Annotated in this window: 17 protein-coding genes; 6 read left to right on the top strand and 11 right to left on the bottom strand. The window is 69.9% G+C overall.

All coding sequences use genetic code 11. From position 1 onward, the window contains the following. Positions 1–12: 12 nt before the first annotated feature. The 5 genes from dxs to IF02_RS0107145 form a co-directional block, all read right to left on the bottom strand. On the bottom strand, positions 13–1,929 hold the full coding sequence (dxs, locus tag IF02_RS0107165) for a 1-deoxy-D-xylulose-5-phosphate synthase (RefSeq protein WP_030154521.1): 1,917 nt from the start codon (positions 1,927–1,929) through the stop codon (positions 13–15). A gap of 240 nt (positions 1,930–2,169) precedes the next feature. Continuing rightward, positions 2,170–3,429: a sugar ABC transporter permease gene (locus tag IF02_RS0107160; RefSeq protein ID WP_030154519.1), complete on the bottom strand. Its 1,260-nt coding sequence runs from the start codon at positions 3,427–3,429 to the stop codon at positions 2,170–2,172. 29 nt (positions 3,430–3,458) lie between these two features. Next, on the bottom strand, positions 3,459–4,247 hold the full coding sequence (locus IF02_RS0107155; RefSeq protein ID WP_030154517.1) for an ATP-binding cassette domain-containing protein: 789 nt from the start codon (positions 4,245–4,247) through the stop codon (positions 3,459–3,461). A gap of 249 nt (positions 4,248–4,496) precedes the next feature. Beyond that, entirely contained in the window at positions 4,497–5,612 is a 1,116-nt protein-coding gene (locus IF02_RS0107150) for a substrate-binding domain-containing protein (RefSeq protein WP_030154515.1), read from the bottom strand. A gap of 117 nt (positions 5,613–5,729) precedes the next feature. Next, the gene (locus tag IF02_RS0107145; protein ID WP_030154513.1) at positions 5,730–6,932 is read right to left on the bottom strand and encodes an ROK family transcriptional regulator; all 1,203 of its coding nucleotides are present in this window, start codon (positions 6,930–6,932) and stop codon (positions 5,730–5,732) included. Between the two features lie 612 nt (positions 6,933–7,544). On the opposite strand from IF02_RS0107145, the gene mgtA reads away from it, so the two are divergent. Both mgtA and IF02_RS0107135 read left to right on the top strand, forming a co-directional pair. Further along, on the top strand, positions 7,545–10,265 hold the full coding sequence (gene mgtA / locus IF02_RS0107140; protein WP_030154511.1) for a magnesium-translocating P-type ATPase: 2,721 nt from the start codon (positions 7,545–7,547) through the stop codon (positions 10,263–10,265). Positions 10,266–10,308: 43 nt separating this feature from the next. Next, positions 10,309–11,043 carry an MgtC/SapB family protein gene (locus IF02_RS0107135; protein ID WP_030154510.1) on the top strand — a complete coding sequence of 245 codons (735 nt, stop codon included), beginning with the start codon at positions 10,309–10,311 and terminating at the stop codon, positions 11,041–11,043. Between the two features lie 8 nt (positions 11,044–11,051). On the opposite strand, the gene IF02_RS0107130 is transcribed toward IF02_RS0107135, so the two are convergent. The 5 genes from IF02_RS0107130 to IF02_RS0107110 form a co-directional block, all read right to left on the bottom strand. Further along, on the bottom strand, positions 11,052–11,987 hold the full coding sequence (locus IF02_RS0107130; protein WP_051695918.1) for a carbohydrate ABC transporter permease: 936 nt from the start codon (positions 11,985–11,987) through the stop codon (positions 11,052–11,054). A gap of 13 nt (positions 11,988–12,000) precedes the next feature. Next, positions 12,001–12,945, bottom strand: coding sequence for a carbohydrate ABC transporter permease (locus IF02_RS0107125; protein WP_030154508.1), 945 nt, complete (start codon positions 12,943–12,945; stop codon positions 12,001–12,003). 22 nt (positions 12,946–12,967) lie between these two features. Further along, complete coding sequence (ngcE, locus tag IF02_RS0107120) at positions 12,968–14,392, bottom strand: N-acetylglucosamine/diacetylchitobiose ABC transporter substrate-binding protein (RefSeq protein WP_037835739.1); 1,425 nt, start codon at positions 14,390–14,392, stop codon at positions 12,968–12,970. Positions 14,393–14,695: 303 nt separating this feature from the next. Then, the gene (acnA, locus tag IF02_RS0107115) at positions 14,696–17,425 is read right to left on the bottom strand and encodes an aconitate hydratase AcnA (protein ID WP_158708465.1); all 2,730 of its coding nucleotides are present in this window, start codon (positions 17,423–17,425) and stop codon (positions 14,696–14,698) included. Between the two features lie 184 nt (positions 17,426–17,609). Then, positions 17,610–18,638, bottom strand: a complete 1,029-nt coding sequence (locus tag IF02_RS0107110) for a LacI family DNA-binding transcriptional regulator (protein WP_051695916.1) — start codon at positions 18,636–18,638, stop codon at positions 17,610–17,612. A 104-nt stretch (positions 18,639–18,742) separates the two neighbouring features. Between IF02_RS0107110 and IF02_RS0107105 the strand changes: the two genes are divergently transcribed. The 4 genes from IF02_RS0107105 (at position 18,743) to IF02_RS0107085 (ending at position 24,689) form a co-directional block, all read left to right on the top strand. Next, positions 18,743–20,662: an amidohydrolase gene (locus IF02_RS0107105; RefSeq protein ID WP_078621935.1), complete on the top strand. Its 1,920-nt coding sequence runs from the start codon at positions 18,743–18,745 to the stop codon at positions 20,660–20,662. Between the two features lie 141 nt (positions 20,663–20,803). Beyond that, the gene (locus IF02_RS0107100; protein WP_030154500.1) at positions 20,804–22,333 is read left to right on the top strand and encodes a helix-turn-helix domain-containing protein; all 1,530 of its coding nucleotides are present in this window, start codon (positions 20,804–20,806) and stop codon (positions 22,331–22,333) included. A 211-nt stretch (positions 22,334–22,544) separates the two neighbouring features. Next, positions 22,545–23,159, top strand: a complete 615-nt coding sequence (locus IF02_RS35390; RefSeq protein WP_030154498.1) for an excalibur calcium-binding domain-containing protein — start codon at positions 22,545–22,547, stop codon at positions 23,157–23,159. Positions 23,160–23,279: 120 nt separating this feature from the next. Further along, positions 23,280–24,689: a cytochrome P450 gene (locus tag IF02_RS0107085; RefSeq protein ID WP_030154496.1), complete on the top strand. Its 1,410-nt coding sequence runs from the start codon at positions 23,280–23,282 to the stop codon at positions 24,687–24,689. A 90-nt stretch (positions 24,690–24,779) separates the two neighbouring features. Here the strand turns inward: IF02_RS0107085 and IF02_RS0107080 are convergent, their stop codons facing one another. Beyond that, positions 24,780–26,327 (bottom strand): MFS transporter, encoded by a 1,548-nt coding sequence (locus tag IF02_RS0107080; protein ID WP_030154494.1) that lies wholly within the window; start codon positions 26,325–26,327, stop codon positions 24,780–24,782. Positions 26,328–26,370: the final 43 nt, after the last annotated feature.

The following is a 26,370-nucleotide window of genomic DNA, read 5'->3' as shown; positions in this document are numbered from 1 at the left end:
CCGGTCGGTCGACTAGTCGACCGCGGCAGCCGGCTCGCTGTCGTAACGCCCGTCCAGCTTGGCGACCAGGCCGGTCACCTGGCGGGCGATGTCCGGAGCGGTCAGGCCGATCTCGGCCATGATCTCCTTGCGCAGCGCGTGGTCGAGGAAGCGCTGCGGGATGCCGAAGTCGCGCAGCGGTACGTCGACGCCCGCGTCGCGCAGCGCCTGCGCGACGGCGGAGCCCACGCCGCCGGTGCGGCCGTTGTCCTCGACGGTGACGACCACGCGGTGCCGGTCCGCGAGCGGGGCCATGGCCTCGTCCACGGGCTTGACCCAGCGGGGGTCGACCACGGTCGTGGAGATGCCCTGCTTGTCGAGCAGGTCGGCGATCTCCAGGCACATCGGGGCGAGTGCGCCGACCGAGACGAGCAGTACGTCCGGACGGGTGACCTCGGGGGCCGGGGTGCGCAGTACGTCCATGCCGCCGATCCGGCCGGCGGCCGGAACGGCCGGGCCGACGACGCCCTTGGAGTAGCGCACGACGGTCGGGGCGTCCTTGACCTCGACGGCCTCGCGGAGCTGGGCGCGCAGCTGCTCGGCGTCGCGCGGGGCGGCCAGGCGCAGGCCGGGGACGACCTGGAGGATCGACATGTCCCACATGCCGTTGTGGGAGGCGCCGTCGTCGCCGGTGACGCCGGCGCGGTCCAGGACGAAGGTGACCCCGCACTTGTGCAGGGCGACGTCCATCAGGACCTGGTCGAAGGCGCGGTTGAGGAAGGTCGCGTACACCGCGAAGACCGGGTGGACCCCGCCGGTGGCGAGGCCCGCCGCCGAGGTGGCGCCGTGCTGCTCGGCGATGCCCACGTCGTAGATCCGGTCCGGGAAGGCCTCGGCGAACTTGTTGAGGCCGACCGGGTGGAGCATGGCGGCGGTGATGCCGACGATGTCCGGGCGCTCGTGGCCCAGCTTGACCATCTCGTCGGCGAAGACCGAGGTCCAGCTCGCGGCGGCGGTCTTGACGGGCAGGCCGGTGTCCGGGTGGATGACGCCGACCGCGTGGAAGCGGTCCGCCTCGTGCTCCAGGGCGGGGGTGTAGCCGCGGCCCTTCTGGGTGAGGCAGTGCACGATGACCGGCCCGCTGAAGCGCTTGGCGCGCGTCAGGGCGGACTCCAGGGCCTCGATGTCGTGGCCGTCGATGGGGCCGATGTACTTCAGGCCCAGGTCCTCGAACATGCCCTGCGGGGCGATGAAGTCCTTGAGGCCCTTCTTGGCGCCGTGCAGGGTCTCGAAGAGCGGCTTCCCGACGACCGGGGTGCGCTCCAGGAGCTCCTTGCCGCGGGCCAGGAAGCGCTCGTAGCCGTCCGTGGTGCGCAGGGTGGCGAGGTGGTTCGCGAGGCCGCCGATGGTGGGGCCGTACGAGCGCTCGTTGTCGTTGACGACGATGACCAGCGGGCGGTCCTTGGCGGCGGCGATGTTGTTCAGCGCCTCCCAGGCCATTCCGCCGGTCAGTGCGCCGTCACCGATGACGGCGGCGACGTGGTGGTCCTCGCGGCCGAGCACCTCGTTGGCCTTGGCCAGGCCGTCGGCCCAGCCCAGCACGGTGGAGGCGTGCGAGTTCTCGATGACGTCGTGGTCGGACTCGGCGCGCGAGGGGTAGCCGGACAGGCCGCCCTTGGTGCGCAGGCCGCCGAAGTCCTGGCGGCCCGTGAGCAGCTTGTGGACGTAGGCCTGGTGGCCGGTGTCGAAGAGGACCTTGTCCTTGGGCGAGTCGAAGACCCGGTGCAGGGCGATCGTCAGTTCGACCACCCCGAGGTTGGGGCCGAGGTGCCCGCCGGTCTTGGAGACGGCGTCGACGAGGAAGGACCTGATCTCGGCGGCGAGCTGGTCGAGCTCCTCCTGGCTGAGCCGGTCCAGATCGCGCGGTCCCTTGATGCGGGTCAGCAGCACCCGTGCCTCCTTGCAGTTGCTTGCTGGTCTGTCGAGTCTAATGTTCCGCTCGCGGCGGTGGTCATCGGGCGGCCCCTGGCGGGTCACACCTTTGTCATACATGTACACGCCACCGCGAGGTCACACATCCCAAACGGGCGTATATCCGCACAGTCATACGCACATATGCACGCACGGGTGCCCGGTGCCACACGAAGTGGCACCGGGCACTGTGACCGTTCTTACCGCACGGGCGCGGTGTCAGGCGCGTCCGGCCGTCTTCTGGGTCTTGCGGGTGACCGAGTCGATCACCACGGTGGCCAGCAGCACCGCACCGGTGATCATGTACTGGATCGGGGTGGCGATGCCCTGGAGAGCCAGACCGTACTGGATCGAGGTGATGACCATGACGCCGAGGAGGGCGTTCCAGGTCCGGCCCCGGCCGCCGAAGAGGCTGGTGCCGCCGATCACGGCCGCCGCGATCACGTTCATCAGCAGGTCGCCGGCGCCGGCGCTCTGGTTGGCCGCCGCGATCTTGGAGGCCCAGAAGAGCCCGCCGATGGCGGCGAAGGTGCCCGCGAGGGCGAAGACCGTGATGCGGATCCCGGCGACGTTGATGCCCGCGCGCCGGGAGGCCTCGACGCTGCCGCCGAGCGCGAAGACGTTGCGGCCGAAGGAGGTACGGCGCAGGAGGAAGTCCGTGCCGACCAGCACCAGCACGAAGAGCACCACCGCGAGCGGGAGGCCCTTGTACTGGTTGAACACCGCGGCGGGACCGAAGGTGAACAGGGCCAGCAGGCCCGTGCGCAGGGCGATCTCGCTCATCGGGCGGGACGGGACCCCCGCGGCCTCGCGGCGGCGGTTGTCGAAGAAGCTCGCCAGGAAGTACCCGATCACCGCGACCGCGGCGAGGCCGTAGCCGGCCGCCACGTCCGTGAAGAAGTACGTGGTGAGCTGGCCCACCGGACCGTCGGGGTCGATGTTGATCGTGCCGTTGCTGCCGAGGATCTGCAGCATGGCGCCGGACCAGAAGAGCAGGCCCGACAGGGTGACGGCGAAGGCCGGTGCGCCGATCCTGGCGAAGAAGAAGCCGTGGATTGCGCCGATCAGGGCGCCGCCGGCGACCGCGGCCAGGATCGCCACCCACTGGTTGACCCCGTGGGTGACGGCAAGGACCGCGAAGATCGCACCCGAGACACCGCTGACGGAGCCGACCGAAAGGTCGATCTCGCCGAGCAGGAGCACGAAGATGATGCCCACGGCCATCATGCCGGTGGCGACCATCGTGATCGCGATGTTGGTGAGGTTCTCCGGGGACAGGAAGTTCGCGTTCAGCCCCTGGAAGATGGCCCAGATGATGACCAGGCCGATGACGACCGGGACGGAGCCCAGGTCGCCGGCCTTCATCTTGCGGCCGAACTCGCTCAGGTACCCGGACAGGCCCTGCTCGCGCACGAGCAGGCGCGGGTCCACCGCGGGAATGGCGTCCGCCGGGGCGGCGGGGTTGGCCAGCTGGGCCACCTCTTCCGCCGAGGTGTGGTGTTCGGTGCTCACTTCTGAGCCTCCCCGGTACGGGCCGCACGACGGGTCACGGCATTGTCCGTGGCACCCGTGATGGCGGAGATGATCTCTTCCTGCGACGTGTCCTTCACGGTGAAGACACCGTTGTTGCGGCCCAGCCGCAGGACCGCCACCTTGTCGGCGACGGCCTTCACATCGGCCATGTTGTGGCTGATGAGGATGACGGCGTGGCCGCGCTCGCGCAGCCGCTCCACCAGGTCGAGGACCTGGGCGGTCTGCTCGACGCCGAGGGCCGCCGTGGGCTCGTCGAGGATGACGAGCTTGGGCTCGCCGAGCATCGAACGGGCGATCGCCACGGTCTGGCGCTGACCGCCGGAGAGCGAGGCGATGGGGATGCGGACACTGGGGATCCGGATGGACAGGGTGGTCAGGAGCTCGCGGGCGCGGCGCTCCATCTCCACCTCGTCGAGGACACCGCGGCGCTTGAGCTCGCGGCCCAGGAAGAGGTTGCCGACGACATCGATGTTGTCGCACAGCGCGAGGTCCTGGTAGACCGTCGCGATGCCCAGGTTCTGGGCGTCGTGGGGCTTGCTGATCGAGACCGGCTTGCCTTCCCACTCGATGACTCCGTCATCGATGGGGTGGACACCGGCGATCGTCTTGACGAGCGTGGACTTGCCGGCGCCGTTGTCGCCGACCAGGGCGACCACCTCGCCGGAATGGATCTCGAGCTCTACATCGGTGAGCGCCTGGACGGCACCGAATCGCTTCGAGACCCCTCGCAACGCCAGCACGGGCGCAGCGGACACATGAACCATCTCCTTCGCCGCCTGACCGGCGGGGATGTCGTGCAGTAAGTGCAGGAGCGGGGTGGGGTGGGGGAATCGTTTCTGCCCGGCGCCCCGCGGGTGGCGGGGAAGGAGGGGGCGGGGCGCCGGGCAGGCGCGGGGGTCCCGGTGGACCGAAGGCCGCGGGGGCGGGCCTCCGGCCGGTGGGACGACGGGGCCTGGGTGAGGCCCGGAGGACCTGGGTCAGGCCCGGGAGGCCTGGGGCCAGGCCCGGAGGGCCTACTTCAGGCCGAGGGTGGCGCAGGCGGCCGCGTACTTGTCGGTGCAGATCTCGTCGGCCGTGTAGACACCGTCCTTGATGACAGTGTCCTTGATGTTGTTCTTCGTCAGCGAGACGACGGGCACCAGGACCGAGGGGACGCCCTTGGTGGTGGGGCTGTCGACCTTGGAGGTGGTGACACCGTCCAGCTTCTCGCCCTTGGCGAGCGCGACGGCCATCTTCGCGGCGGCCTCGGCCTCGGGGGCGTACGGCTTGTAGACGCTCATGAACTGCTCGCCCGCGACGATGCGCTGCACACCGGCGAGTTCCGCGTCCTGGCCGGTGACCGGGGGCAGGGGGTTCAGGCCGGCCGCCTTGAGGGCGGTGATGATGCCGCCCGCCATGCCGTCATTGGCGGAGTAGACGCCGACGATCTTGTCCTTGCCGATCGCGGAGATGGCACCCGCCATGTTGGTGTTGGCGTTCTCCGGCTTCCACTCCTTGGTGTCGTACTCCTTGCCGACGGTCACCTTGCCGTCGAGGACGGAGTGCGCACCCTTCTTGAAGAGGGCGGCGTTCGGGTCGGTGACCGAGCCGTTCATCATGACGATCTCGCCGGAGCCGGCCTTGTCGCCCAGGGCCTCCAGCAGGGCCTTGCCCTGGACCTTGCCGACCTCTTCGTTGTCGAAGGAGGTGTACGCGTCGATCGGACCCTCGGCGAGGCGGTCGTAGGCCACGACGGGGATGCCCGCCTCCTTGGCCTTCTTGACCGAGCCGGCGATGGCCTTGGAGTCCACCGCGTCGACGACCAGGACGTTCACCTTGTTGGTGATCATCGTGTCGACCTGGGAGTTCTGCGTGGTCGCGTCCTGCTTGGCGTTGGCGTAGACGACCTCGCCCTTGCCGCCGGTGAGTTCGGCGACCTTCTTCTCGAAGAGCGGCTTGTCGAACTTCTCGTAACGCGCGGTCTGGTTCTCCGGCAGGAGCAGACCGATCTTGATCGCGCCACCCGCGGCGGCGGAGCCGGACTCCTTCGGCTTCTCGCCGGCCTCCTTGGCGCTGCCACAGGCGGCAAGGGAAGCGGCCATGGCGGTGGCGGCTACGGCAACGGCGGCTCTGCGCATACGCGTGTTCATTTCCTGAACCTCCCTGACGAGGCCGCAACGTTGCGGCCGAGGTGGACGTGAGTCAACCTCGGCCGCAGTTTGTCGTCAAGGAGTGAATCCTTAACGAGATGACAACGGTGCCATCCGTTATCTAACTGAAGGCAAGAGCTTGAGGGTCGGCGAACCGGCCAGAAGGGTCGAATCGCCCATCTCGCTCAGCACCAGGGCCAGCGCTCCCAGCACCTCGGCCCGGCCGCCCAACGACCCGGTGAGCACGGAGAGTTGGCGTGCCGCGCTGGGGATCGCGTACCTCCCCACGGACTCACGTATGGGGGCCAGGATCAGTTCACCGGCCTCCGCCAGCGAACCGCCGAGCACCACGCGGCTCGGATTGAGGACGTTGCACAGGTTCGCGACACCACTACCCACATGGCGGCCCACGTCGGCGATCACCCGGCGGCAGCCCGGGTCGCCCTCCCGGGCCAGTTCGACCACCCGCTCCATGGTGAGCTCGGGCCCGTGCGTGCTCTGCAGCAGCGGCAGTACGTACCGGGCCGCGGCGAAGGTCTCCAGGCAGCCGCGGTTGCCGCAGCGGCAGACCGGGCCGGACTCGTCCAGGGTGATGTGCCCGATCTCGCCGGCGGTGCCGCCGGGCCCCCGGTAGATCTGGCCGTTGATCACGAGGCCGGCGCCGACACCGCTCGCGACCTTGATGTACGCGAGGTCCTTGACCCCCCGGCCGCTCCCCCACACCAGCTCCCCGAGCGCTCCGAGGTTGGCATCGTTGTCCACGTACACGGGTACGCCGAGGCGCTGCGAGAGCTCCTGGCGCGGGTTGATCCCGGCCCAGCCCGGCAGGATCGCGGTGGAGCCCAGGGTCCCGGACTCCACGTCGATGGGGCCGGGGACGCCGAGCCCGACGCCGATGACCTTCTCCAGGCCCACCCCGATGCCCGCGATCAGCTCTCCGACCAGGGCTTCCGCCCGGTCGAAGCCGTCCGCCCAGGACGCGTCCACGTCCAGCGGGGCGGACTCCTCGGCCAGGACCTGGTGGGCGAGGTTGCCGACGGCCACCCGCAGGTGGGTGTGGCCGAAGTCCACGCCGATCACGATGCCCGCGTCCCCGCTGAGCGAGACGCTGCGCGCCCGCCGGCCGCCCGCCGAGGTGTCCGTGACCTCGACGGTCCCACCGTCCTTGAGCTCGCGGACGATGTTGGAGACCGTGGCCGCCGACAGTCCGGTGGACCGGGCGATCTCCGCCTGGGTCAGCGAACCCGCGAGCCGCACCGCCCGCACGACCCGTTCGAGATTCGCGCGGTGCAGTGAAGACTGCGATCCGGGAGTCTGCACGACTCATCCACTCCTGCCCATTAGCGACGGCCGACCGTCGCCCCCCGAGCCGACGGTCGCGGCTTGGTGCTCCGAGACCCCGGCGTCTCTCCAACTTGTGAACCTTAAGTCGAGCCTTTGGCCCTCCAGACGTCAAGAGGCTGACGCAGAACGAATCGGTCAGTACCGGTCATAAGTATGAGAGACATCCCTCTGGATCGTGTTACGGTCGCTGAGGCAACCGGTTCTCTGCGGCTTTTCCGGCCGGATCGGGTGCCTCGTAATGACGGCGCTACGCAAGGAGGTGTTCGGGATGAGTCCCGATCGAAGTCTTTGCAGCGCTCTCGTCGGCTGACCTGATCGGCTGATCTTTCCCTGAGTGCGCACGGCCGCGGTACACCGCGGTACGGCTGCGGCACACCGCTGCCAGCTGCCCCGTGCGGTTCTGCATTCCTTCCTTCTTTCTCCCCCTCCCTTTCCTTCCGCATGCCCCGGCGCTTCCGCCGGGTGTGCGTCATCCATGCCCACCGGCGCGCCCGGCGGCGTTCCACGCCGCCCCGCGCCGACCCATGATCACTCCACGTGACCGTGCGGCTTCGCGCTGCCCGGACGCAGTGGAGGGAGGTATTCGTCATGACCATGCTCACCCCCCGTACCCCCACCCAGCTCGCACCCCCGGGCAGGGGACGCCGCGAGCGCAAGGCCGCCGAGCTGGAGAGCCGTACCCGGCTCGCCGGCGAGCAGCTCGCCGGATTCAGCGCCCGCCCGGGCGCCTCGGTCCTCCAGGAGCTCAGCGCCACCCGCAGCGGACTCACCCACGCCGAGGCGGCCCTGCGCCTGGAGCGGCACGGCGCCAACGTCGTCGCCCACGAGCGCGCCCCGCACTGGTGGGCGCAGCTGGCGAAGGCGTTCTGGAACCCCTTCATCGGCGTCCTCGTCTTCCTCGCCGCCGTCATGTGGTGGCAGGACCCGGCCGATCCGGGCGTCGTCATCCTCTCCGTGATGGTGGGGATCAGCGGACTGCTGCGCTTCTGGCAGGAGTTCCGCTCCGGCCGGGCCGCCGACGCGCTGAAGAAGCTCGTCACCACCACCTGCGCGGTGCAGCGCCGGGCCGGCAGCGGTTCGGCGCCCACCACCTTCGAGGTGCCCATGGACCGGGTGGTCCCGGGCGACGTGGTGAAGCTGGCCGCCGGCGACCTGATCCCGGCCGACCTGCGGCTCGTCACCTCCAAGGACCTGATGGTCAGCCAGGCCGCGCTGTCCGGCGAGTCCCTGCCGGTCGCCAAGGCCGACACACGCACGGACGACCTCGGCCAGTTCGAGACCACCGACCCGGTCGAGGCCGACAACCTCTGCCTGATGGGGACTTCGGTCACCTCCGGCACCGCCACCGGCGTGGTCGTCGCCACCGGCGCCGACACCTACTTCGGCTCGATGGCCGGCTCGCTGGTCGGCGAGCGCCCGCAGACCAACTTCGACAACGGCGTGCGCAAGGTCAGCTTCCTGCTGATCCGCTTCATGCTGGTCATGGTCCCGGTCGTGTTCGCGATCAACGGCCTCACCAAGGGCGACTGGGACGAGGCCTTCCTCTTCGGCATCGCCGTCGCCGTCGGCCTGACCCCCGAGATGCTGCCGATGGTCGTCTCCGCCAACCTGGCGCGCGGCGCGGTCGCCATGTCCAGGCGCAAGGTCGTCGTCAAGCGGCTCAACGCGATCCAGAACCTGGGCGCCATGGACGTGCTCTGCACGGACAAGACCGGCACCCTCACCGAGGACCGGATCGTCCTGGACCGCTACCTGGACGTGCACGGCAACGAGGACAACGAGGTCCTGGAGTACGGGTACCTCAACTCCCACTTCCAGACCGGCCTGAAGAACCTGATGGACCAGGCGGTCATCAACCGCGTGGACGAGGCCGAGGAGGTTGTCGTCGACGCACGGTTCTCGATGGTCGACGAGATCCCCTTCGACTTCGCCCGCCGCCGGATGTCCGTGGTCCTGGACCGCAACAGCGTCGTCGGCGGCCTCGGCCGCCCCGAGCACGTCATGATCACCAAGGGCGCGGTGGAGGAGGTCCTGGACCTCTGCACCCACATGCGGGACCGCGGTGAGAGGGTCGAACTCACCGAGCGGCTGCGCAGCCACGTCACCCGCATCGCCGAGGAGAACAACCGCCAGGGCCTGCGCGTCCTCGCCGTCGCCACCCGCACCATGGGCACCCCGCGCGCGACCTACTCCGTCGCGGACGAGGACCAGCTGACCCTGGTCGGCTTCCTCGCCTTCCTCGACCCGCCGAAGGCCGACGCCGCCCGGGCCCTGCAGGCTCTGGCCGACAAGGGCATCGCGGTCAAGGTCGTCACCGGCGACAACGACCTCGTGGCCGCCCGGGTCTGCGCGGACGTCGGCCTCGATGTCGGGCACGTGGTGCTCGGCGCCGAGATCGACTCCCTCGACGACACGGCGCTGCGCGCGCTGGCCGCCCGTACGACGGTCTTCGCCAAGGTCAACCCGGTCCAGAAGGCCAGGATCGTACGGGCCCTGCAGGCCGACGGGCACACCGTCGGCTTCCTCGGGGACGGCATCAACGACGCCGCCGCGCTGCGCGACGCCGATGTCGGCATCTCCGTCGACACCGCGGTCGACATCGCCAAGGAATCGGCGGACATCATCCTGCTGGAGAAGGACCTGACCGTCCTGGAGCAGGGCGTGATCCAGGGCCGGACCACGTTCGGCAACACGATCAAGTACATCAAGATGACGGCGTCGTCGAACTTCGGCAACGTCTTCTCGGTCCTGGTGGCGAGCGCGTTCATCCCGTTCCAGCCGATGCTCGCGATCATGTTGCTGGTGCAGAACCTGGTGTACGACATCGCACAGCTGGCGACGCCGTGGGACCGGATGGACGAGGAGTACCTGCGCAAGCCCCGCAACTGGGACGCCAAGGGCATCGGCCGGTTCATGGTCTGCATCGGACCGATCAGCTCGATCTTCGACATCGCGATGTTCGTGATCATGTGGAACGTGTTCGCGGCCAACAGCGAGGCGCACCAGGCGCTGTTCCAGTCCGGCTGGTTCATCGAGGGCCTGCTCTCGCAGACCCTGATCGTCCACATGATCCGTACCCGGAAGATCCCCTTCATCCAGTCCCGCGCCTCCTGGCCGGTGATGGTGATGACCGTCCTCGCGGTGCTGACCGGGCTGTACCTGCCCTTCTCGCCGCTGGCCGCCTCGCTGGGCTTCGTGGCCCTGCCGGCGAGCTACTTCCCGTGGCTGATCGGCGTGCTGCTGGCGTACTGCACGCTCACGCAGCTCCTGAAGACCCTGTACATCCGCAAGTTCGGCACCTGGCTGTAGGGCCCGGCCCCGCCGGAAGACCCGAAGAGGAGGGGAGGAGCCGATGCTGCTCGACGAATGGGAGATGGCCGGACACCTCGCCGCCGCGCTCGGCTTCGGAGCGGCGATCGGCCTGGAACGGCAGTGGCGCGCCCGGATGGCCGGACTGCGGACGAACGCCCTGGTGGCGGGCGGGGCGGCGCTGTTCGTGCTGCTCTCGCAGTACGGGTTCATCGGCGCCGTCTCGGAGGTCCAGTACGACGGCTCCCGGGTCGCCGCCCAGATCGTGTCGGGCATCGGCTTCCTCGGCGCCGGCGTGATCATGCGCGACGGGCTGAGCGTACGGGGCCTGAACACGGCCGCCACGCTGTGGTGTTCGGCGGCCGTGGGCTGCCTGGCCGGAACCGGCATGTTCGTCCTGGCGGCCTTCGGCACGGCGGGCGTGGTGGGGGCCAACCTCCTGCTGCGCCCGCTGGGCCGGCGCCTGGACCGCGAGCCGCGCGGCGGGGCGGAGGTGGCCACCGACTTCCACTTCGAGGCCGTGTGCCTGGAGGCGGAGGAGGCCCACATCCGCCACCGGCTGGTCGACGCGCTCGGCCGGCCCGGATACACGCTGCGCTCGATCCGCAGCCAGGACGGCCCGAAGGCCGGCCTGGTGACGGTGTCGGCGCTGCTGACCGCCGAGGGGGCGGCGGGGGGCCGGATGCTGGAGGAAGCGGTCAGCAACCTCTCGCTCGACCCGTCCGTCTCGGCGGTCAGCTGGTCGGTCGTGCCCGACCCGTCGGCCCCCTCCGGTTGAGCGGGGCGCTACTTGAGGGTGGCCGAGGTCAGGCCGGCCTGGATCTGCCGCTGGAAGGACAGGTAGACCACCAGCATCGGGATCATCGCGATGGTCACGCCGGCGAACAGTACCGGCAGGTCCGTCTCGTACCCCATCTGGTACTGGAGCTGGATCAGGCCCTGGGTGAGCATGTAGCGCTCGGGGTCCGATCCGGTCTGCGGCTGCATCAGCACGGAGGGCAGGATGTACTGGTTCCACTGGCCCAGGACATTGAATATCCCCACGCTGATCAGGCCGGGCTTGGCCATCGGCAGCATCACCTGGAAGAAGATCCGGGTGTCGGAGGCCCCGTCGATCACCGCCGCCTCGTGCACGGCCGTCGGCAGCGTGCGGAAGAACGAGTGCATGAAGAAGACGGTGAAGGGCATCGAGTAGGCCACGTACACGAGGATCAGACCCTGGTACGTGTTGAGCATGTCCAGGCGCTTGACCATGAAGAACAGCGGGACGAGCGCCAGGAAGACGGGGAACATGGCCCCGCTGACGAAGAAGTAGTAGAAGAGCCGGTTCCCCGGGAAGGGGTAGCGGGCCAGTACGTACGCCGCCATCGAGCCGAGCAGCATGGTCAGCGGGACCGAGAACACCATCACGATCAGCGTGTGGGCGAAGTAGTCGCCGATGCCCTTGTCCCAGGCCCGGGAGAAGGCGTCGAAGTGCCAGTTGGAGGGCCAGCTGAGGGCCGAGCCGCCGATCTGGGCGTCGGTCTTGAACGAACCGAGCGCCAGCCAGATCAGGGGCAGGACGATCAGTATCGCCCAGACGGCGAGGAACCCGTGGGAGAAGACGTTCAGCACCATGCCGTCGGAGCCGCTCTTCGCGCCCTCCGTGGAGCGGCCGCTGCCGCCGGAGCGCCCGGCCGAAGCCTCGCCCGGCGCCTTGATCACTGTGGACTCTGCGGTCATCGGGGATCTCCTCTCAGAACTCGATGCGCTCGCGGCGGGTGGCCCGCAGCGTGACGACGGAGAGGATCATGGTCAGGACGAGCATGACCACGCCCATGGCGCAGGCGTAGCCGCTCTTGCCGAAGTAGAGGAAGTTGCGCATCAGCACCGTGGCCATGACCTCGCTGTGGTGGTCGGGGCCGCCGCCGAACTGGCCGGAAGTCATGGTCGACACCAGCACGAACATGTCCATGGCAGCGATGCCCAGGTAGACGGCCGAGGTCTGTACGGAGTCCCACAGCAGGGGCAGGGTGACCTTGAGGAAGGTCTGGGCGCGCCCGGCGCCGTCGAGCAGGGCGGCCTCGTAGATGTCCTTGGGCACGGACTGCATGGCGGCCGAGAAGAGGACCAGGTAGAAGCCGACTCCGTGCCAGACCACCACCAGGAGCAGGCACCACAGCACGAGGTTCGGCTGGTTGAGCCATTCGACGGGGTGGGCCGGGTCCACCAGGCCCAGCTTGGTGAGGAATCCGTTGAGCAGGCCGCCCTCGTCGCTGCGGTACACCGCGCCGAACAGCACGGCGAGGATGGCCAGCGACAGGACTTGCGGGAAGAAGTAGACGATCTTGTAGACGGAGGAGCCGCGGACGCCCCGCACCCCGCCCGCCCCGCTGCGCCCTCCCGCGTTGACCATGAAGGCGAAGAAGAGGGCCAGCAGGATGGTGATGGTCGGGACGAACACCAGGAGCAGGAGGTTGTGCCACAGGGCGCCGCGGAAGACCTCGTCCTTCATCAGCGCGGAGTAGTTGTCCAGGCCGACGAAGTCGAACGTGGGCGACTGTCCGGACCAGTTGGTGAAGGAGTAGCCGAACGTCTGAATGTACGGCCAGATGACGAAAGTCAGGTACAGCGCGAGCGGCAGGATGAGGAAGCCGGCGATGAAGCCGATCCTTCCCTTGCCCTGGGCTACTTGGCTCATGGTGTCCGTCCCTTGGACGATGTCAGCTGCGGTGGTTGTTCTTGGCGTTCGGGTCCTTGGCAGCCTTGTCTACCGCAGCCTGGGCCCGCTTGATCCATTCCTTTGGCTGGATCCGCTTGGCCATCAGCTCATTGGACGCGTTCTGGATCTCGGTGTCCATCTCGCTGTACCAGTCGGGGTACAGGTAGTTGAAGGTGTTCGTCCCGGCCGTCTTGACGGCCGCGACCGCCGACGCCGTGCCGGGGCGCAGCTTGACGTTCGGGTCGACGCCGTCCTTGACCACGGTGAGGGAGTTGGCCTGCTGGGCGAAGAGGGTCGACCATTCGCGGGACAGCATCGAGCGGAGGAATTCCAGGCCGCCGGCCTTGTTGGCCGCCTTCTCCGGGACGATGAAGGGTTCGCCGGCGCCGGCCCGGATGGCCTCGAAGGGCAGTTTGCTGTCGGCGAGCGTCGGCACCGGCAGGAACTTCATGTCGAAGTCGTCCGGGGTCTGCTTGAGCTGCTCGTTCTCCAGCCAGGAGCCGGAGGGGATGAAGGCCGCCTTGTACTGGTTCCACGCGGTCTGGGACTCCGTGTGGGTGAGGCCGTTGGTGCCGGCCATCAGCAGGTCCTTCTCGACGACCTCGTAGACCGCCTCGACGGCGGCGAGGGCGGCGGGGTTGCCCTCGAAGGCGTTCGGCTCCAGGTTGTCGATCGCCTTCATGGCGTCCAGACCGCCCTTCTTGGCGATCAGGTCCATGATGACGACGTTGATGTAGTACGGGTACTTGCCCTGGTGGGCGAGTCCGCCGATGCCGGCGGCCTTGGCCTTGGTGCAGATGTCGAGGAACTCGTCCCAGGTCTTCGGCTCGGCCCAGCCCTTCTCCTTGAAGAGCTTGCCCGAGTACCAGAAGCCGAACACGGTGTAGACGTAGTAGAGGGCGACGAACTTGCCGCCCTGGGTGCCCTGTTCGACGGTGCCGGGGATGAGCATGTCCCGGACCTTCTTGGCCGGGTCGTCGAGCGAGGGCGCGTCCAGCACCGGGGTGAGCTCGGCGAGCTGGCCGCCCTTGGCGAGGACGTCGACCTTGATCTGCTGGGCACCGGAGTCGTCGATGACGTCCGGCGGGTTGCCTCCGTTGAAGCGGGGCTGGAGCTTGGCGGCGATCTCCTGGGTGCCGAGGTGGGAGCTGGTGGCGCCCCACTTCTTGTCGAAGGCGGCTTCCCAGGCCTTCGCGTAGTCGTCGCCGAACCCGCCCTTGAAGACGACGACGTCGAGCTTGCCGCCCTTGGCGACGCCGAACGGGTTCTCCTTGGTCACCGCGCCCTTGTCCGGGCCCTTCGTGGTGTCCTCGCCGCCGGAGGCGCAGGCGGACAGGAAGCTCATCGTGGGCACCGAGATCAGTCCCAGTGCCGCTGAGCGCTTGATCAGGTCACGGCGGCCGATGCCCTCACCAGTGGATCCCATGCTCATGTCCTCGCCTTCGTCAGAAGTGTGAAGGAGGCCGGGACTCGATGAATGCCCGTGGTCACCGCACATACGGACATCACCGCACGTCCCCGCCGCCCCCGGTCCGGTGCCGCTCGTAACGCGATGATCCGGACGAGGCACAGGTATAGTCCACTTCCGTTCATGTGAGCAAGATCATGCACACGGTTGTCCGTCAGCTTTTCCGAGTTGAGACCTCTCCGAAACCTGGACCGGGCCGGAAAAAGCGGAAGGGCCGTACCCCCTTAACGGGGATACGGCCCTTTGGTGCCGCTACGGACCTCAGCCGCGGATGAGGTTGCGGAGCACGTACTGCATGATGCCGCCGTTGCGGTAGTAGTCCGCCTCACCGGGGGTGTCGATGCGGACGACCGCGTCGAACTCCACACCGGTGTCGGTGGTGACCTTGACGGTGCGCGGGGTGGTGCCGTTGTTCAGCTCCTCCACACCGGTGAAGGAGAAGGTCTCCTCGCCGGTGAGGCCCAGCGCGGCCGCCGAGGCGCCCTCCGGGAACTGCAGCGGGAGCACGCCCATGCCGATCAGGTTCGAGCGGTGGATGCGCTCGTAGGACTCGGCGATGACGGCCTTGACACCGAGCAGCGCGGTGCCCTTGGCGGCCCAGTCGCGGGACGAGCCCGAGCCGTACTCCTTGCCCGCCAGGATGACCAGCGGGATGCCGGCGGCCTGGTAGTTCTGCGAGGCGTCGTAGATGAAGGAGACCGGCGCGCCCTCGACGGTGAAGTCGCGGGTGAAGCCGCCCTCGGTGCCCGGCGCGATCTGGTTGCGCAGGCGGATGTTGGCGAACGTACCGCGGATCATGACCTCGTGGTTGCCGCGGCGGGAACCGTACGAGTTGAAGTCGCGGCGCTCGACGCCGTGCTCGGTGAGGTACTTGCCGGCCGGGGTGTCGGCCTTGATCGCACCGGCCGGGGAGATGTGGTCGGTGGTGACCGAGTCGCCCAGCTTCGCCAGCACGCGCGCGCCGGCGATGTCGGAGACCGGGGTGGTCTCCATCGTCATGCCCTCGAAGTAAGGGGGCTTGCGGACGTAGGTGGACTGCGGGTCCCACTCGAAGGTGTTGCCGGTGGGGATGGACAGCGCCTGCCACTGGGCGTCGCCCGCGAAGACGTCCTGGTAGGACTTGCTGAACATGTCCTCGCCGATGGCGTTCGCCACGACGTCGTTGACCTCGGCCTCGGAGGGCCAGATGTCCGCGAGGAAGACCGGCTTGCCCTCGGTGTCCGTGCCGATGGCGTCCGTGGTGATGTCCACCTTCATGGAGCCCGCGATGGCGTACGCGACGACCAGCGGCGGGGAGGCCAGGTAGTTCATCTTGACGTCGGGGTTGATGCGGCCCTCGAAGTTGCGGTTGCCCGAGAGGACCGAGGTGACCGCGAGGTCGTGCTCGTTGATCGCCTTCGAGATCTCCTCGTCCAGCGGACCGGAGTTGCCGATGCAGGTGGTGCAGCCGTACCCGACGAGGTTGAAGCCCATCTTGTCGAGGTACGGGGTCAGGCCGGCCTTGTCGAAGTAGTCGGTGACGACCTTCGAACCCGGGGCCAGGGTGGTCTTGACCCAGGGCTTGCGGGACAGGCCCTTCTCGACGGCCTTCTTGGCCACGAGCGCCGCGGCGACCATGACGTAGGGGTTCGAGGTGTTGGTGCAGGAGGTGATCGCGGCGACGGTGACGGCGCCGTGGTCGATCTCGAAGGAGGTGCCGTCGGCCAGGGTGACCTGGGTCGGGCGGGTCGGCACGCCGTTGGTGGCGGCCGGGGCGTCGGAGGCCGGGAAGGACTCCTTGCCCGCCTCGTCGTCGTCCTCGACGTAGTTGCGCACGTCCTGCGCGAACTGCTGCGAGGCGTTGGCGAGGACGATGCGGTCCTGCGGGCGCTTCGGGCCGGCGATGGAGGGGACGACCGTGGAGAGGTCGAGCTCCAGCTTCTCGGAGAAGTCCGGCTCGGCGGCCGGGTCCAGCCACAGGCCCTGCTCCTTGGCGTACGCCTCGACGAGCGCGACCTGCTGGGCGTCGCGGCCGGTCAGGCGCAGGTACTTCAGGGTCTCGTCGTCGATCGGGAAGATCGCGGCGGTGGAGCCGAACTCCGGCGACATGTTGCCGATGGTGGCGCGGTTCGCCAGCGAGGTGGCGGCGACGCCCTCACCGTAGAACTCGACGAACTTGCCGACGACGCCGTGCTTGCGGAGCATCTCGGTGATGGTCAGCACGAGGTCGGTGGCGGTGGTGCCGGTGGGCAGCTCGCCGGTCAGCTTGAAGCCCACGACGCGCGGGATCAGCATGGAGACCGGCTGGCCGAGCATCGCGGCCTCGGCCTCGATGCCGCCGACGCCCCAGCCCAGCACGCCCAGGCCGTTGACCATGGTGGTGTGCGAGTCGGTGCCGACGAGGGTGTCGGGGTACGCCTGGCCGTTACGGACCATGACCGTGCGGGCCAGGTGCTCGATGTTGACCTGGTGGACGATGCCGGTGCCCGGGGGGACGACCTTGAAGTCGTCGAAGGCGGTCTGGCCCCAGCGCAGGAACTGGTAGCGCTCCTTGTTGCGGCCGTACTCCAGCTCGACGTTCTGCGCGAACGCGTCCTTGGTGCCGAACTTGTCGGCGATGACGGAGTGGTCGATGACCATCTCGGCGGGCGAGAGCGGGTTGATCTTCGCCGGGTCGCCGCCGAGGGCCTTCACGGCCTCACGCATGGTGGCGAGGTCCACGACGCAGGGGACGCCGGTGAAGTCCTGCATGATCACGCGGGCCGGCGTGAACTGGATCTCCTCGCTGGGCTGGGCCTGCGAGTCCCAGTTGCCGAGCGACCGGATGTGGTCGGCGGTGATGTTCGCGCCGTCCTCGGTGCGGAGCAGGTTCTCCAGCAGCACCTTCAGGCTGTAGGGAAGGCGGGCAGCGCCCTCAACCTTGTCCAGCCGGAAGATCTCGTACGACTCGTCGCCCACCTGCAGCGTGCTGCGGGCGTCGAAGCTGTTCGCCGACACGACAGTCTCCTTCATGCATGAAATTCGCGCGTTTTACCGCAATCCTGCCGCCACGCCCTGTGGCCAATCCGCTAAGGTAAGGCTAAGTTAGGTGAGCCTTACCAGCAGGGGCGGCTGCGGTACGCCTTCGGCAGATATCTCGATGTCGAGATAACTCTAGTGCATTGCCGCGCCCTGGTCATGCACGGCATGGGCCAGATCACAGCGAAGGCGTGCCCGCGGCCGCGCGTGGCGGCCTGCGCGACGACGTACGTACCGTCAGTGCGGCCGGGACGGTCAGCTGGCCGGGCACTGCTTCGTCCGGGGATTCCAGCAGCGCGACCAGTGCGGCGACGGCGCTCTCCCCGATCACCTCCGGGCGCAGGGTCACGGTGCTCACGGGCGGGTCGCCCGCCGCGTACGAGGGGTCCTCGCTCGCGCAGACGAGCAGCAGCTCCTGCGGTATCCGCAGCCCGTGCCGGGCGGCCGCGGCCAGCACCTGGCGGCCGCCGGGGTCGTACACGCAGTACACGGCGTCGGGGCGGGGGCGGCCGGGCCCGGCGAACACGGGATCGAAGGCGTGGCCCGGGGTGTCCTCGGGGTCGAAGGGGACCACCAGCGGCTCCGCCCCGCGCTCGGCGCACCAGCGGGTGTAGGCCGAGGTGACGGCCCCGGTGTAGTACTCGCGGCCGTACGCGGAGTGCAGCGCGATCCGCGTGGCCCCGGCGGCCGCGAGGTGGTCGAGGACCTCGCGGGTGGCGGCCTCGTGGTCGTTGTCCACCCACACGTCCCCGGGCCGCGGGTCGGGGGGCCGGCCGTCGAAGACCACGGGCAGCCCGCGGGCCCGCAGGGCGCGGAGCACCGGATCGCCGGCCGGGCTGTCGAGGAGCAGCATCCCGTCGACGGCGAGGGTGTGCCACAGCGGCTCGGCGCCGCGGTCGGCGGGCAGCACGGTGAGGGCGTAGCCGCGGGCGTGGGCGGCCGCGGTGGCGGCGGTCAGCAGCCGGGAGAAGTAGGCGATCTCCACGTAGTTCCAGGCCGAGCCCGCGTACGTGGTGACGGCGAGGCCGAGCGTACGGGTGCGGGGGCCGCGGCTGGCGCTGTAGCCGAGGGCGGCCGCCACCTCGCGGACCCGGCGGCGGGTGGACTCGCCGACGCGGCCGGTGCCGCCCAGCGCGTGGGAGACGGTCGCGGTGGAGACCTCCGCGGCGCGCGCGATGTCGGCGATGGTCGGTCCGGGGCCGGGCACGGGGTCATCGTACGGACGGCGGTGCGGATTTCGTCGGCCGCGGCGGGTTCTGGTTAAGGGGTTAATCAAACAGTGTCCTGGCCACACCGACGTTTGGAGTGGCCATGACCTCTGCTTCCTTCCCCTCCCCCTCCCCCTCTTCCCCCCTGTCCCGGCGGGGCCTTCTCGGGGCCGTCGGGGCGGCGGGTGCGGCCGGTCTGCTGGGCGCGGGGCCCGCGGCCGCGGCCACCGCCTCCGGCGGGCGCGGCTCGGCCGCCCTGGTGATCCACAACGCCCGGGTGTTCACCGGGACCACGGGCGGCGGGGCGCCGGTGGAGGCGGTCGCGGTCGGCCGGGACGGGAAGATCCTGGCCACCGGGAGCGGTTCGGCGGTGCGCCGGCACGCCGGGCGGGACACCGAGGTCGTCGACGCGCGCGGGAACACCGTGATGAGCGGCATCCACGACGGCCACGTGCACCCGCTGGGGGCCGGCGACCGGTCCCTGCGGCCCTCGCTGGAGGGGGCGGAGACCACGCTGCCCGAGCTGCGGGAGCTGCTGGCCGGCTTCCTCGCCGACACCGGGGGCGCGCAGGCGGAGCCGGACCGCTGGCTGGTGGTGGAGGACTGGAATCCGGTCGGGCTGCTGCCGACCGGGAGCGTCCCGCACCACTCGATGCTGGACGCGCTGGCGACCCGCAGACCGGTCGCGCTGGTCGGCGGCGACGGGCACAACCTCTGGGTGAACCGGCGGGCGCTGGACATCGCCGGGATCACGGCGGCCACCCCGGACCCGGTCGGCGGCCGGATCGTGAAGGGGCCGGACGGGCAGCCGACGGGCGTCCTGAAGGACGACGCGCAGGACTTGGTGAAGCGGCACATCCCGGAGCCCTCCCGGGCCGAACTGGTCGCGGCCTGCGCGAAGGTGCTGGAGCTGGCGGCGGCGTCCGGGGTCACCACGATGATGGACGCCCTGGTCGGGCGGCACGAGCTGGAGCTCTACCAGGCCCTGGCGGCGGCGGGGAAGCTGCCGCAGCGGATCGTTCCCGCGATCCGGCTCGACGCCGGGCAGACCAAGGACCCGGCGGGCGCGCTGGCGTACGCGCGCGGGCTGCGCAAGGAGTTCGAGGGGGTACGGGGTCTGCGGTTCGGGATGGTCAAGGTGTTCCTGGACGGGGTCATCGAGTACCCGGCGCAGACGGCCGCGCTGCTGGAGCCGTACCTGGACGGGAACGGGAAGCCGACGGCGAACCGGGGCGAGCTGTACACCTCGGCGGCCGACTACGGCCGGCTGACGGCGGCGTTCAACAAGGCCGGCTGGCAGCTGCATGCCCACGGGCTCGGAGACCGGGCGGTACGGACCGCTTTGGACGGATACGCGTACGCCCGCCGGGTGACCGGGCAGCGGGACGCGCGCAACGCCGTCGCCCACCTGCAGATCGTGGACCCGGCGGATCTGCGGCGGTTCGCGCAGCTGGGCGTCGCGGCGTGCATGCAGCTCCAGTGGGCGGCGCAGGACACCTGGACGATGGACGCGCTGCTCCCGTACATCGGTCCGGAGCGCCACCGGTGGATGTATCCGGCGCGCAGCCTGGAGCGGGCGGGGGCCCGGCTGACCGGCGGCTCGGACTGGCCGGTGGACGCGCTCCAGGTGTGGAACCAGCTGCGGACCGCGATCGACCGGCAGGGCGCGTACGGGACGGGCGAGCTGTACCGGGAGCTGGAGGGGCTGAGCCGGAGCTCGGTGCTGCGGATGCACACGGCCGGGACGGCGTGGCAGCTGAGGCAGGAGGGGCTGACGGGGACGGTGGAGCCGGGCAAGGCGGCGGACCTGGTGCTGCTGGACCGGGATGTGACCCGCTGTCCGGTGGCCGACATCAGCGGGACCGGCGTACGGATGACCCTGGTCGGCGGCCGGCTGGTGCACGACGCGGACTCGGCGGCGGGCCGCGCCACGGCGGCCCGGGCGGCCCGGGCGGGGTCCGGACCGCGCCCGGCCGCGTACGCGGCGGTGCACGGCGGCCGCCACCACGCGTGTGGCCACTGATCGGCACAATGGGCTGGATGTCCGTAATAGGAATGATGTGTTGGAGTGGTGTGTTGGGAGGCGGGTGGACCTGACGGTCGGTAACACCCGTCTGCCACACCCGACGCAGGGGGCATCTCATATCTGAGATACGGTGCACCCATGGCAGACGACTACCTCGTACGCATCGGCAAGCTCATCCGTGACGCCCGTCAGCACCGGGGCTGGACGCAGAGTCAACTCGCGGACGCGCTGGGCACCAGCCAGAGCGCCGTGAACCGGATCGAGCGCGGCAACCAGAACATCAGCCTTGAGATGATCGCCCGAATCGGTGAAGCTCTCGACAGCGAGATCGTCTCTCTGGGCTACGCCGGCCCGATGCATCTGCGGGTCGTCGGCGGCCGCCGGCTGTCCGGCGCCATCGACGTCAAGACGAGCAAGAACGCCTGCGTGGCGCTGCTGTGCGCCTCCCTGCTCAACAAGGGCCGTACGGTGCTGCGCCGGGTCGCCCGCATCGAGGAGGTCTACCGGCTCCTCGAAGTCCTGAACTCCATCGGTGTCCGGACCCGGTGGATCAACGAGGGCGTGGACCTGGAGATCGTCCCGCCGGCCCGCCTCGACATGGACGCCATGGACGCGGACGCGGCCCGGCGCACCCGGAGCATCATCATGTTCCTGGGCCCGCTGCTGCACCGGATGGACCAGTTCCGCCTGCCGTACGCCGGCGGCTGCGACCTCGGCACCCGCACCATCGAGCCCCACATGATCGCGCTGCGCCGCTTCGGCCTGGACATCACGGCGACCGAGGGCATCTACCACGCGAAGGTCGAGGCGGGGGTCTCCCCCGGCCGCCCGATCGTGCTGACCGAGCGCGGGGACACGGTCACCGAGAACGCGCTGCTGGCCGCCGCCCGGCACGACGGCGCCACCGTCATCCGCAACGCCTCCTCCAACTACATGGTCCAGGACCTGTGCTTCTTCCTGGAGGCGCTCGGCGTGCGCGTGGACGGCATCGGCACGACGACGCTGACCGTCCACGGCATCCCGAACATCGACGTGGACGTGGACTACTCCCCCTCCGAGGACCCGGTCGAGGCGATGAGCCTGGTCGCCGCCGCGGTGGTCACGGAGTCGGAGCTGACGATCCGCCGGGTCCCGATCGAGTTCATGGAGATCGAGCTCGCGGTACTGGAGGAGATGGGCCTCGACCACGACCGCTCGGCGGAGTACACGGCGGACAACGGCCGTACCCGCCTGGTCGACCTGACGGTCCGCCCCTCGAAGCTCGAAGCCCCGATCGACAAGATCCACCCGATGCCGTTCCCCGGGCTGAACATCGACAACGTCCCGTTCTTCGCGGCCATCGCGGCCTCGGCCCAGGGCCAGACCCTGATCCACGACTGGGTGTACGACAACCGGGCCATCTACCTGACGGACCTCAACCGCCTCGGCGGCCGCCTCCAGCTCCTGGACCCGCACCGCGTCCTGGTCGAGGGCCCGACGCGCTGGCGCGCGGCGGAGATGATGTGCCCGCCGGCCCTCCGCCCGGCGGTGGTCGTCCTCCTGGCGATGATGGCGGCCGAAGGCACCTCGGTCCTGCGCAACGTCTACGTCATCAACCGCGGCTACGAAGAACTCGCGGAACGCCTCAACTCGGTGGGCGCCCAGATCGAAATCTTCCGCGACATCTAGGCCGGGCCCGCGCCCGCGCCCGGCTCGCAGCTCGGAGCCCCGTCGTTCCCGCGTCCGTGGGAACGGCGGGGCTTCCGTGTGTCCTGGCGGGCCTGCCGGGAAGTTGGCGTGAAAGGGCTTCATGCGGGGCGGGTGACACGCGTACGCTGCGGCGGTTCCGCAGAGCGTTGATCTTGGGGGGTCATCCATGTTCCACCGTCGGGGAATTGCCGTGGCAGCGGTCGTGGGGGCGGTGCTCGTGCTCGGCAGCGGGTGCGAGGATCCGGCGCCGAAGAAGGGCCCGGCGGGCGCGAGCAGCGCTGCCGCCGCCTCGCCCTCGCCCTCGTCCCCGCCCAGTACGCCCGCCATGCCCTCGCTGGTCGGGCAGAAGTTCGCCGACGCCGAGGGCGCCGCGAAGAAGCTGGTCACCAAGCCCGTCGAGGCGCGCAGCGCCCACTCGAACGTGCCGTTGGCCGCGGACCACGCCGCCTGGGCGGTCTGCTTCCAGACCCCGGCGGCCGGGGCCCCCGTGGAGCCGGCGTCCACCGTCGAGCTCTCCCTCGTCGCGGCCGGCCGGCCCTGCCCGGACAAGGCCGGCGCCTCCCTCGCCCCGTCCAAGGCCCCGGCGGCGAGCCCGACTCCCGCCCCGCCGAAGCCGAAGACCTCGCCCCCGACCGACGGCGGCTCCACCGGCGGCGACGGGGGCGTCAGCGGGGCGGGGAGCAGCGCGTACTACAAGAGCTGCGCCGAGGCCAAGGCCGCGGGAGCCGCGCCCATGCGGCGCGGCCAGCCCGGGTACCGCGAGGCCCTCGACCGGGACAAGGACGGCATCGCCTGCGACAAGTAGCCTGCGCACGCAGGCCCCTGCCGAGCGGCCGGATTCAGCCGGTCGGCGGCGGCGTCCTCGGCGTGGCGTCCGTCGGACGTGCAGAATCGGGCCCGTCGGTACGGTGTCGAGGGGGCGGCCATGGCAGTGGAAACAGGGACGGGATCCGGAAGCGGTACGGAGGTTCCGACGCTCGGCGGGGTCCCGCTGCTCGGTTCGCTCTTCGACCTGAAATCGGACTCGCTCGGGACGTACCTGCGCGCCCAGCAGCGGCACGGCGACGTCGTACGGATCACCGCCGGTCCGCCCGGGCTGCGCGGCGAGCTCTACGGCGTCTTCTCCGCCGAGGGCGCGCAGCAGGTCCTGGCCTCGGAGTCCGCCAACTTCCGCAAGGACAACACCTTCTACCAGGAGCTCCGGGACTCCTTCGGGAACGGTCTGCTGACCAGCCAGGACGAGGACTACCTGCGCCAGCGGCGGCTCGTCCAGCCCCTGTTCACCAAGCGCCGGGTCGACGGCTACGCGGGAGCCGTCGCCGCCGAGACCCGGGCGGTCGTCGCGGGCTGGGAGCGGGCTCCGGGCGCGGTGGTCGACGTCGGCGAGGAGATGATGCGGCTCGCCCTGCGCGCGGTCGCCCGCATCCTCTTCGGCACCGACGTGGAGACCACCGTCGACGTCGTCGACCGGTGTTTTCCGGTCATCACCGACTACGTGCTGCGCCGCGGTTACTCCCCCGCCAACGTCCCGCGCAGCTGGCCCACTCCGGCCAACAAGCGGGCGGCCGCCGCGATGGCCGAGCTGTACGCGGCGTGCGACACCATCATCGCCGCGAGGCGCAGCGGCGGTACGGCCGCCGGACCGGGCCCCGGCTCGGGCCCCGGCGAGGACCTGCTGAGCCTGCTCGCCGCCGCCTCCAGCACGGACGACGGGGAGTTCGACGCGGCCGAACTGCGCGACCAGGTGCTGATCTTCCTGCTCGCCGGGCACGAGACGACCGCCACCTCGCTCGCCTTCTCCCTGCACCTGCTGGCCCGCCACCCCGAGCAGCAGGCGCGGGCCCGCGAGGAGGTCTCCCGCGTCCTGGGCGACCGTACGCCGCAGGCCGCCGACCTGGACCGGCTGCCGTACCTCACGCAGATCCTCAAGGAGGCGATGCGGCTCTACCCGGCGGCCCCGGTCATCGGCCGCAGCTCGGTCGCGGCGACCGAGGTCGGGGGCCTGGTCATCCCGGCGGGCGCGGACGTGATCCTGGCCCCGTGGGTGACGCACCGCCACCCCCGCCACTGGCCGGACCCGGACCGCTTCGACCCGGAGCGCTTCACTCCGCAGGCGGAGGCCGGGCGCCCCCGCTACGCCTGGTTCCCGTTCGGCGGCGGCCCGCGCGCCTGCATCGGGCAGCACTTCTCGATGCTGGAGTCGGTGATCGCACTGGCGATGATCCTGCGCGCGTACGAGTTCGAGGCCGTGGACACCGACGTTCCGGTCAGCGCCGGGATCACCCTCCGGGCCGAAGGCCCGATCCGCTGCCGGATCAAGGACGCGAGCCGGTAAGCGGCTCGGGCAGGCGCTCGGGCAAGCGGCTCCGGCAGGCGGTTCCGGCACCGCCCGGCGGCGCGTGGCCCGGTACCGCCGGCGGCGGCCTCAGACCGCCGTCGGGGTGTGGTTGCCCTTGAGGCGCTCCAGGTCCGAGGGGCGGACCTGGATCGCGAACAGCGCGATGACCGCCGCGATCAGGGCGAAGCAGGCGGCGACGATGAACGCGGCGCTCACGCCGGAGGTGAGCACCTGGTCGCCCCACGGGTCCGGCAGCTGGCCGGTCCGCAGGAACATGGCCTTCTGGGCCGGATCGGCCTGGCTCAGGAAGGCCGGGACCTGGTCGTGTGCCTCGTTGCGGCTGGCCGTGCCGAAGACGGTGACCAGGATGGACAGACCGAGCGATCCGCCCACCTGCTGCGTCGTGTTGAGCAGGCCGGAGGCCGCGCCCGACTCCCGGTCGGCGACGTTGGACAGGGCCATCAGGGTCAGCGAGACGAACTGCATGCCCATGCCGAGGCTGAACACGAGCATCGGACCCAGGATGCTGCCGAGGTACGTGGAGTGGATGTCGGTCTGCGTCAGCCAGGCCAGGCCGGCCGCCGAGCACAGGGCGCCCGTCACCATGAACGGTTTCGGCCCGAGCTTCGGCAGCAGCTGGGAGGTGATGCCCGCGCCGACGGCGATGACGACGCTGACCGGCAGGAAGGCGAGGCCGGCTTCCAGCGGGCTGAACCCCAGCACGTTCTGCACGAACAGGGTCAGGAAGAAGAACATGCCGAACATCGCGCAGGCGAGGAAGAGCATGATCCCGTAGGAGCCGGCCCGGTTGCGGTCGGCGAACATGTGCAGCGGCGTGATCGGCTGCGGCGAACGCCGCTCGTTGAGGAAGAACAGCAGGAGCAGGACCACGGCCGCCCCGAAGGAAGCGAGGGTGATCGGGTCGGTCCAGCCCTCCTCGGCGGCGCGGATGAAGCCGTAGACGAGCGCGATCATGCCCAGGGTGGACAGCAGTGCGCCGGCGAGGTCGAAGTGTCCGGGATGGCGTTCGGACTCGTGGATGACCCGCCTGGCCATGAAGGCGATGGCCAGGGCGATCGGAACGTTGACGAAGAGCACCCAGCGCCAGCTGAGCCATTCGACGAGGATGCCGCCGGCCAGCAGCCCGATCGCGCCGCCGCCCGCCGAGACCGCGGCGAACACGCCGAACGCCCGGTTGCGGGCCGGGCCTTCACGGAAGGTGGTGGAGATCAGCGCCAGCGCGGTCGGGGAGGCGATGGCGGCGCCGACGCCCTGTAGGGCGCGGGCGCCCATCAGCTGGCCCTCGTTCTGCGCGAGCCCGCCCAGCATCGAGGCCAGGCCGAAGAGCAGCACGCCGGCGATGAACACGCGCTTGCGGCCGAGGATGTCGCCGGTGCGTCCGCCGAGCAGGAGCAGTCCGCCGAAGGTGAGGGTGTACGCGTTGACGACCCAGGACAGGCTCTCGGTGGAGAAGCCGAGGGCCGTCTGGATGTGCGGGAGCGCGATGTTCACGATGGTGATGTCGAGAACGACCATGAGCTGGCAGGACGCGATGACGAACAGCGCGAGCCCGTTGCCGCTCCCTCGGACCTTGCCGTCGGTGCTGTTGCTCGTCGGCTTTGCGTTCCCGTCCACCTTTTCGACGCTAAACCTGGAGAGGGGGGTACACCACTCGAAT

Source organism: Streptomyces sp. NRRL S-244, assembly GCF_000717915.1.
GTDB lineage: Bacteria > Actinomycetota > Actinomycetes > Streptomycetales > Streptomycetaceae > Streptomyces.
This window is presented reverse-complemented; position numbering and strand designations above follow the sequence as displayed.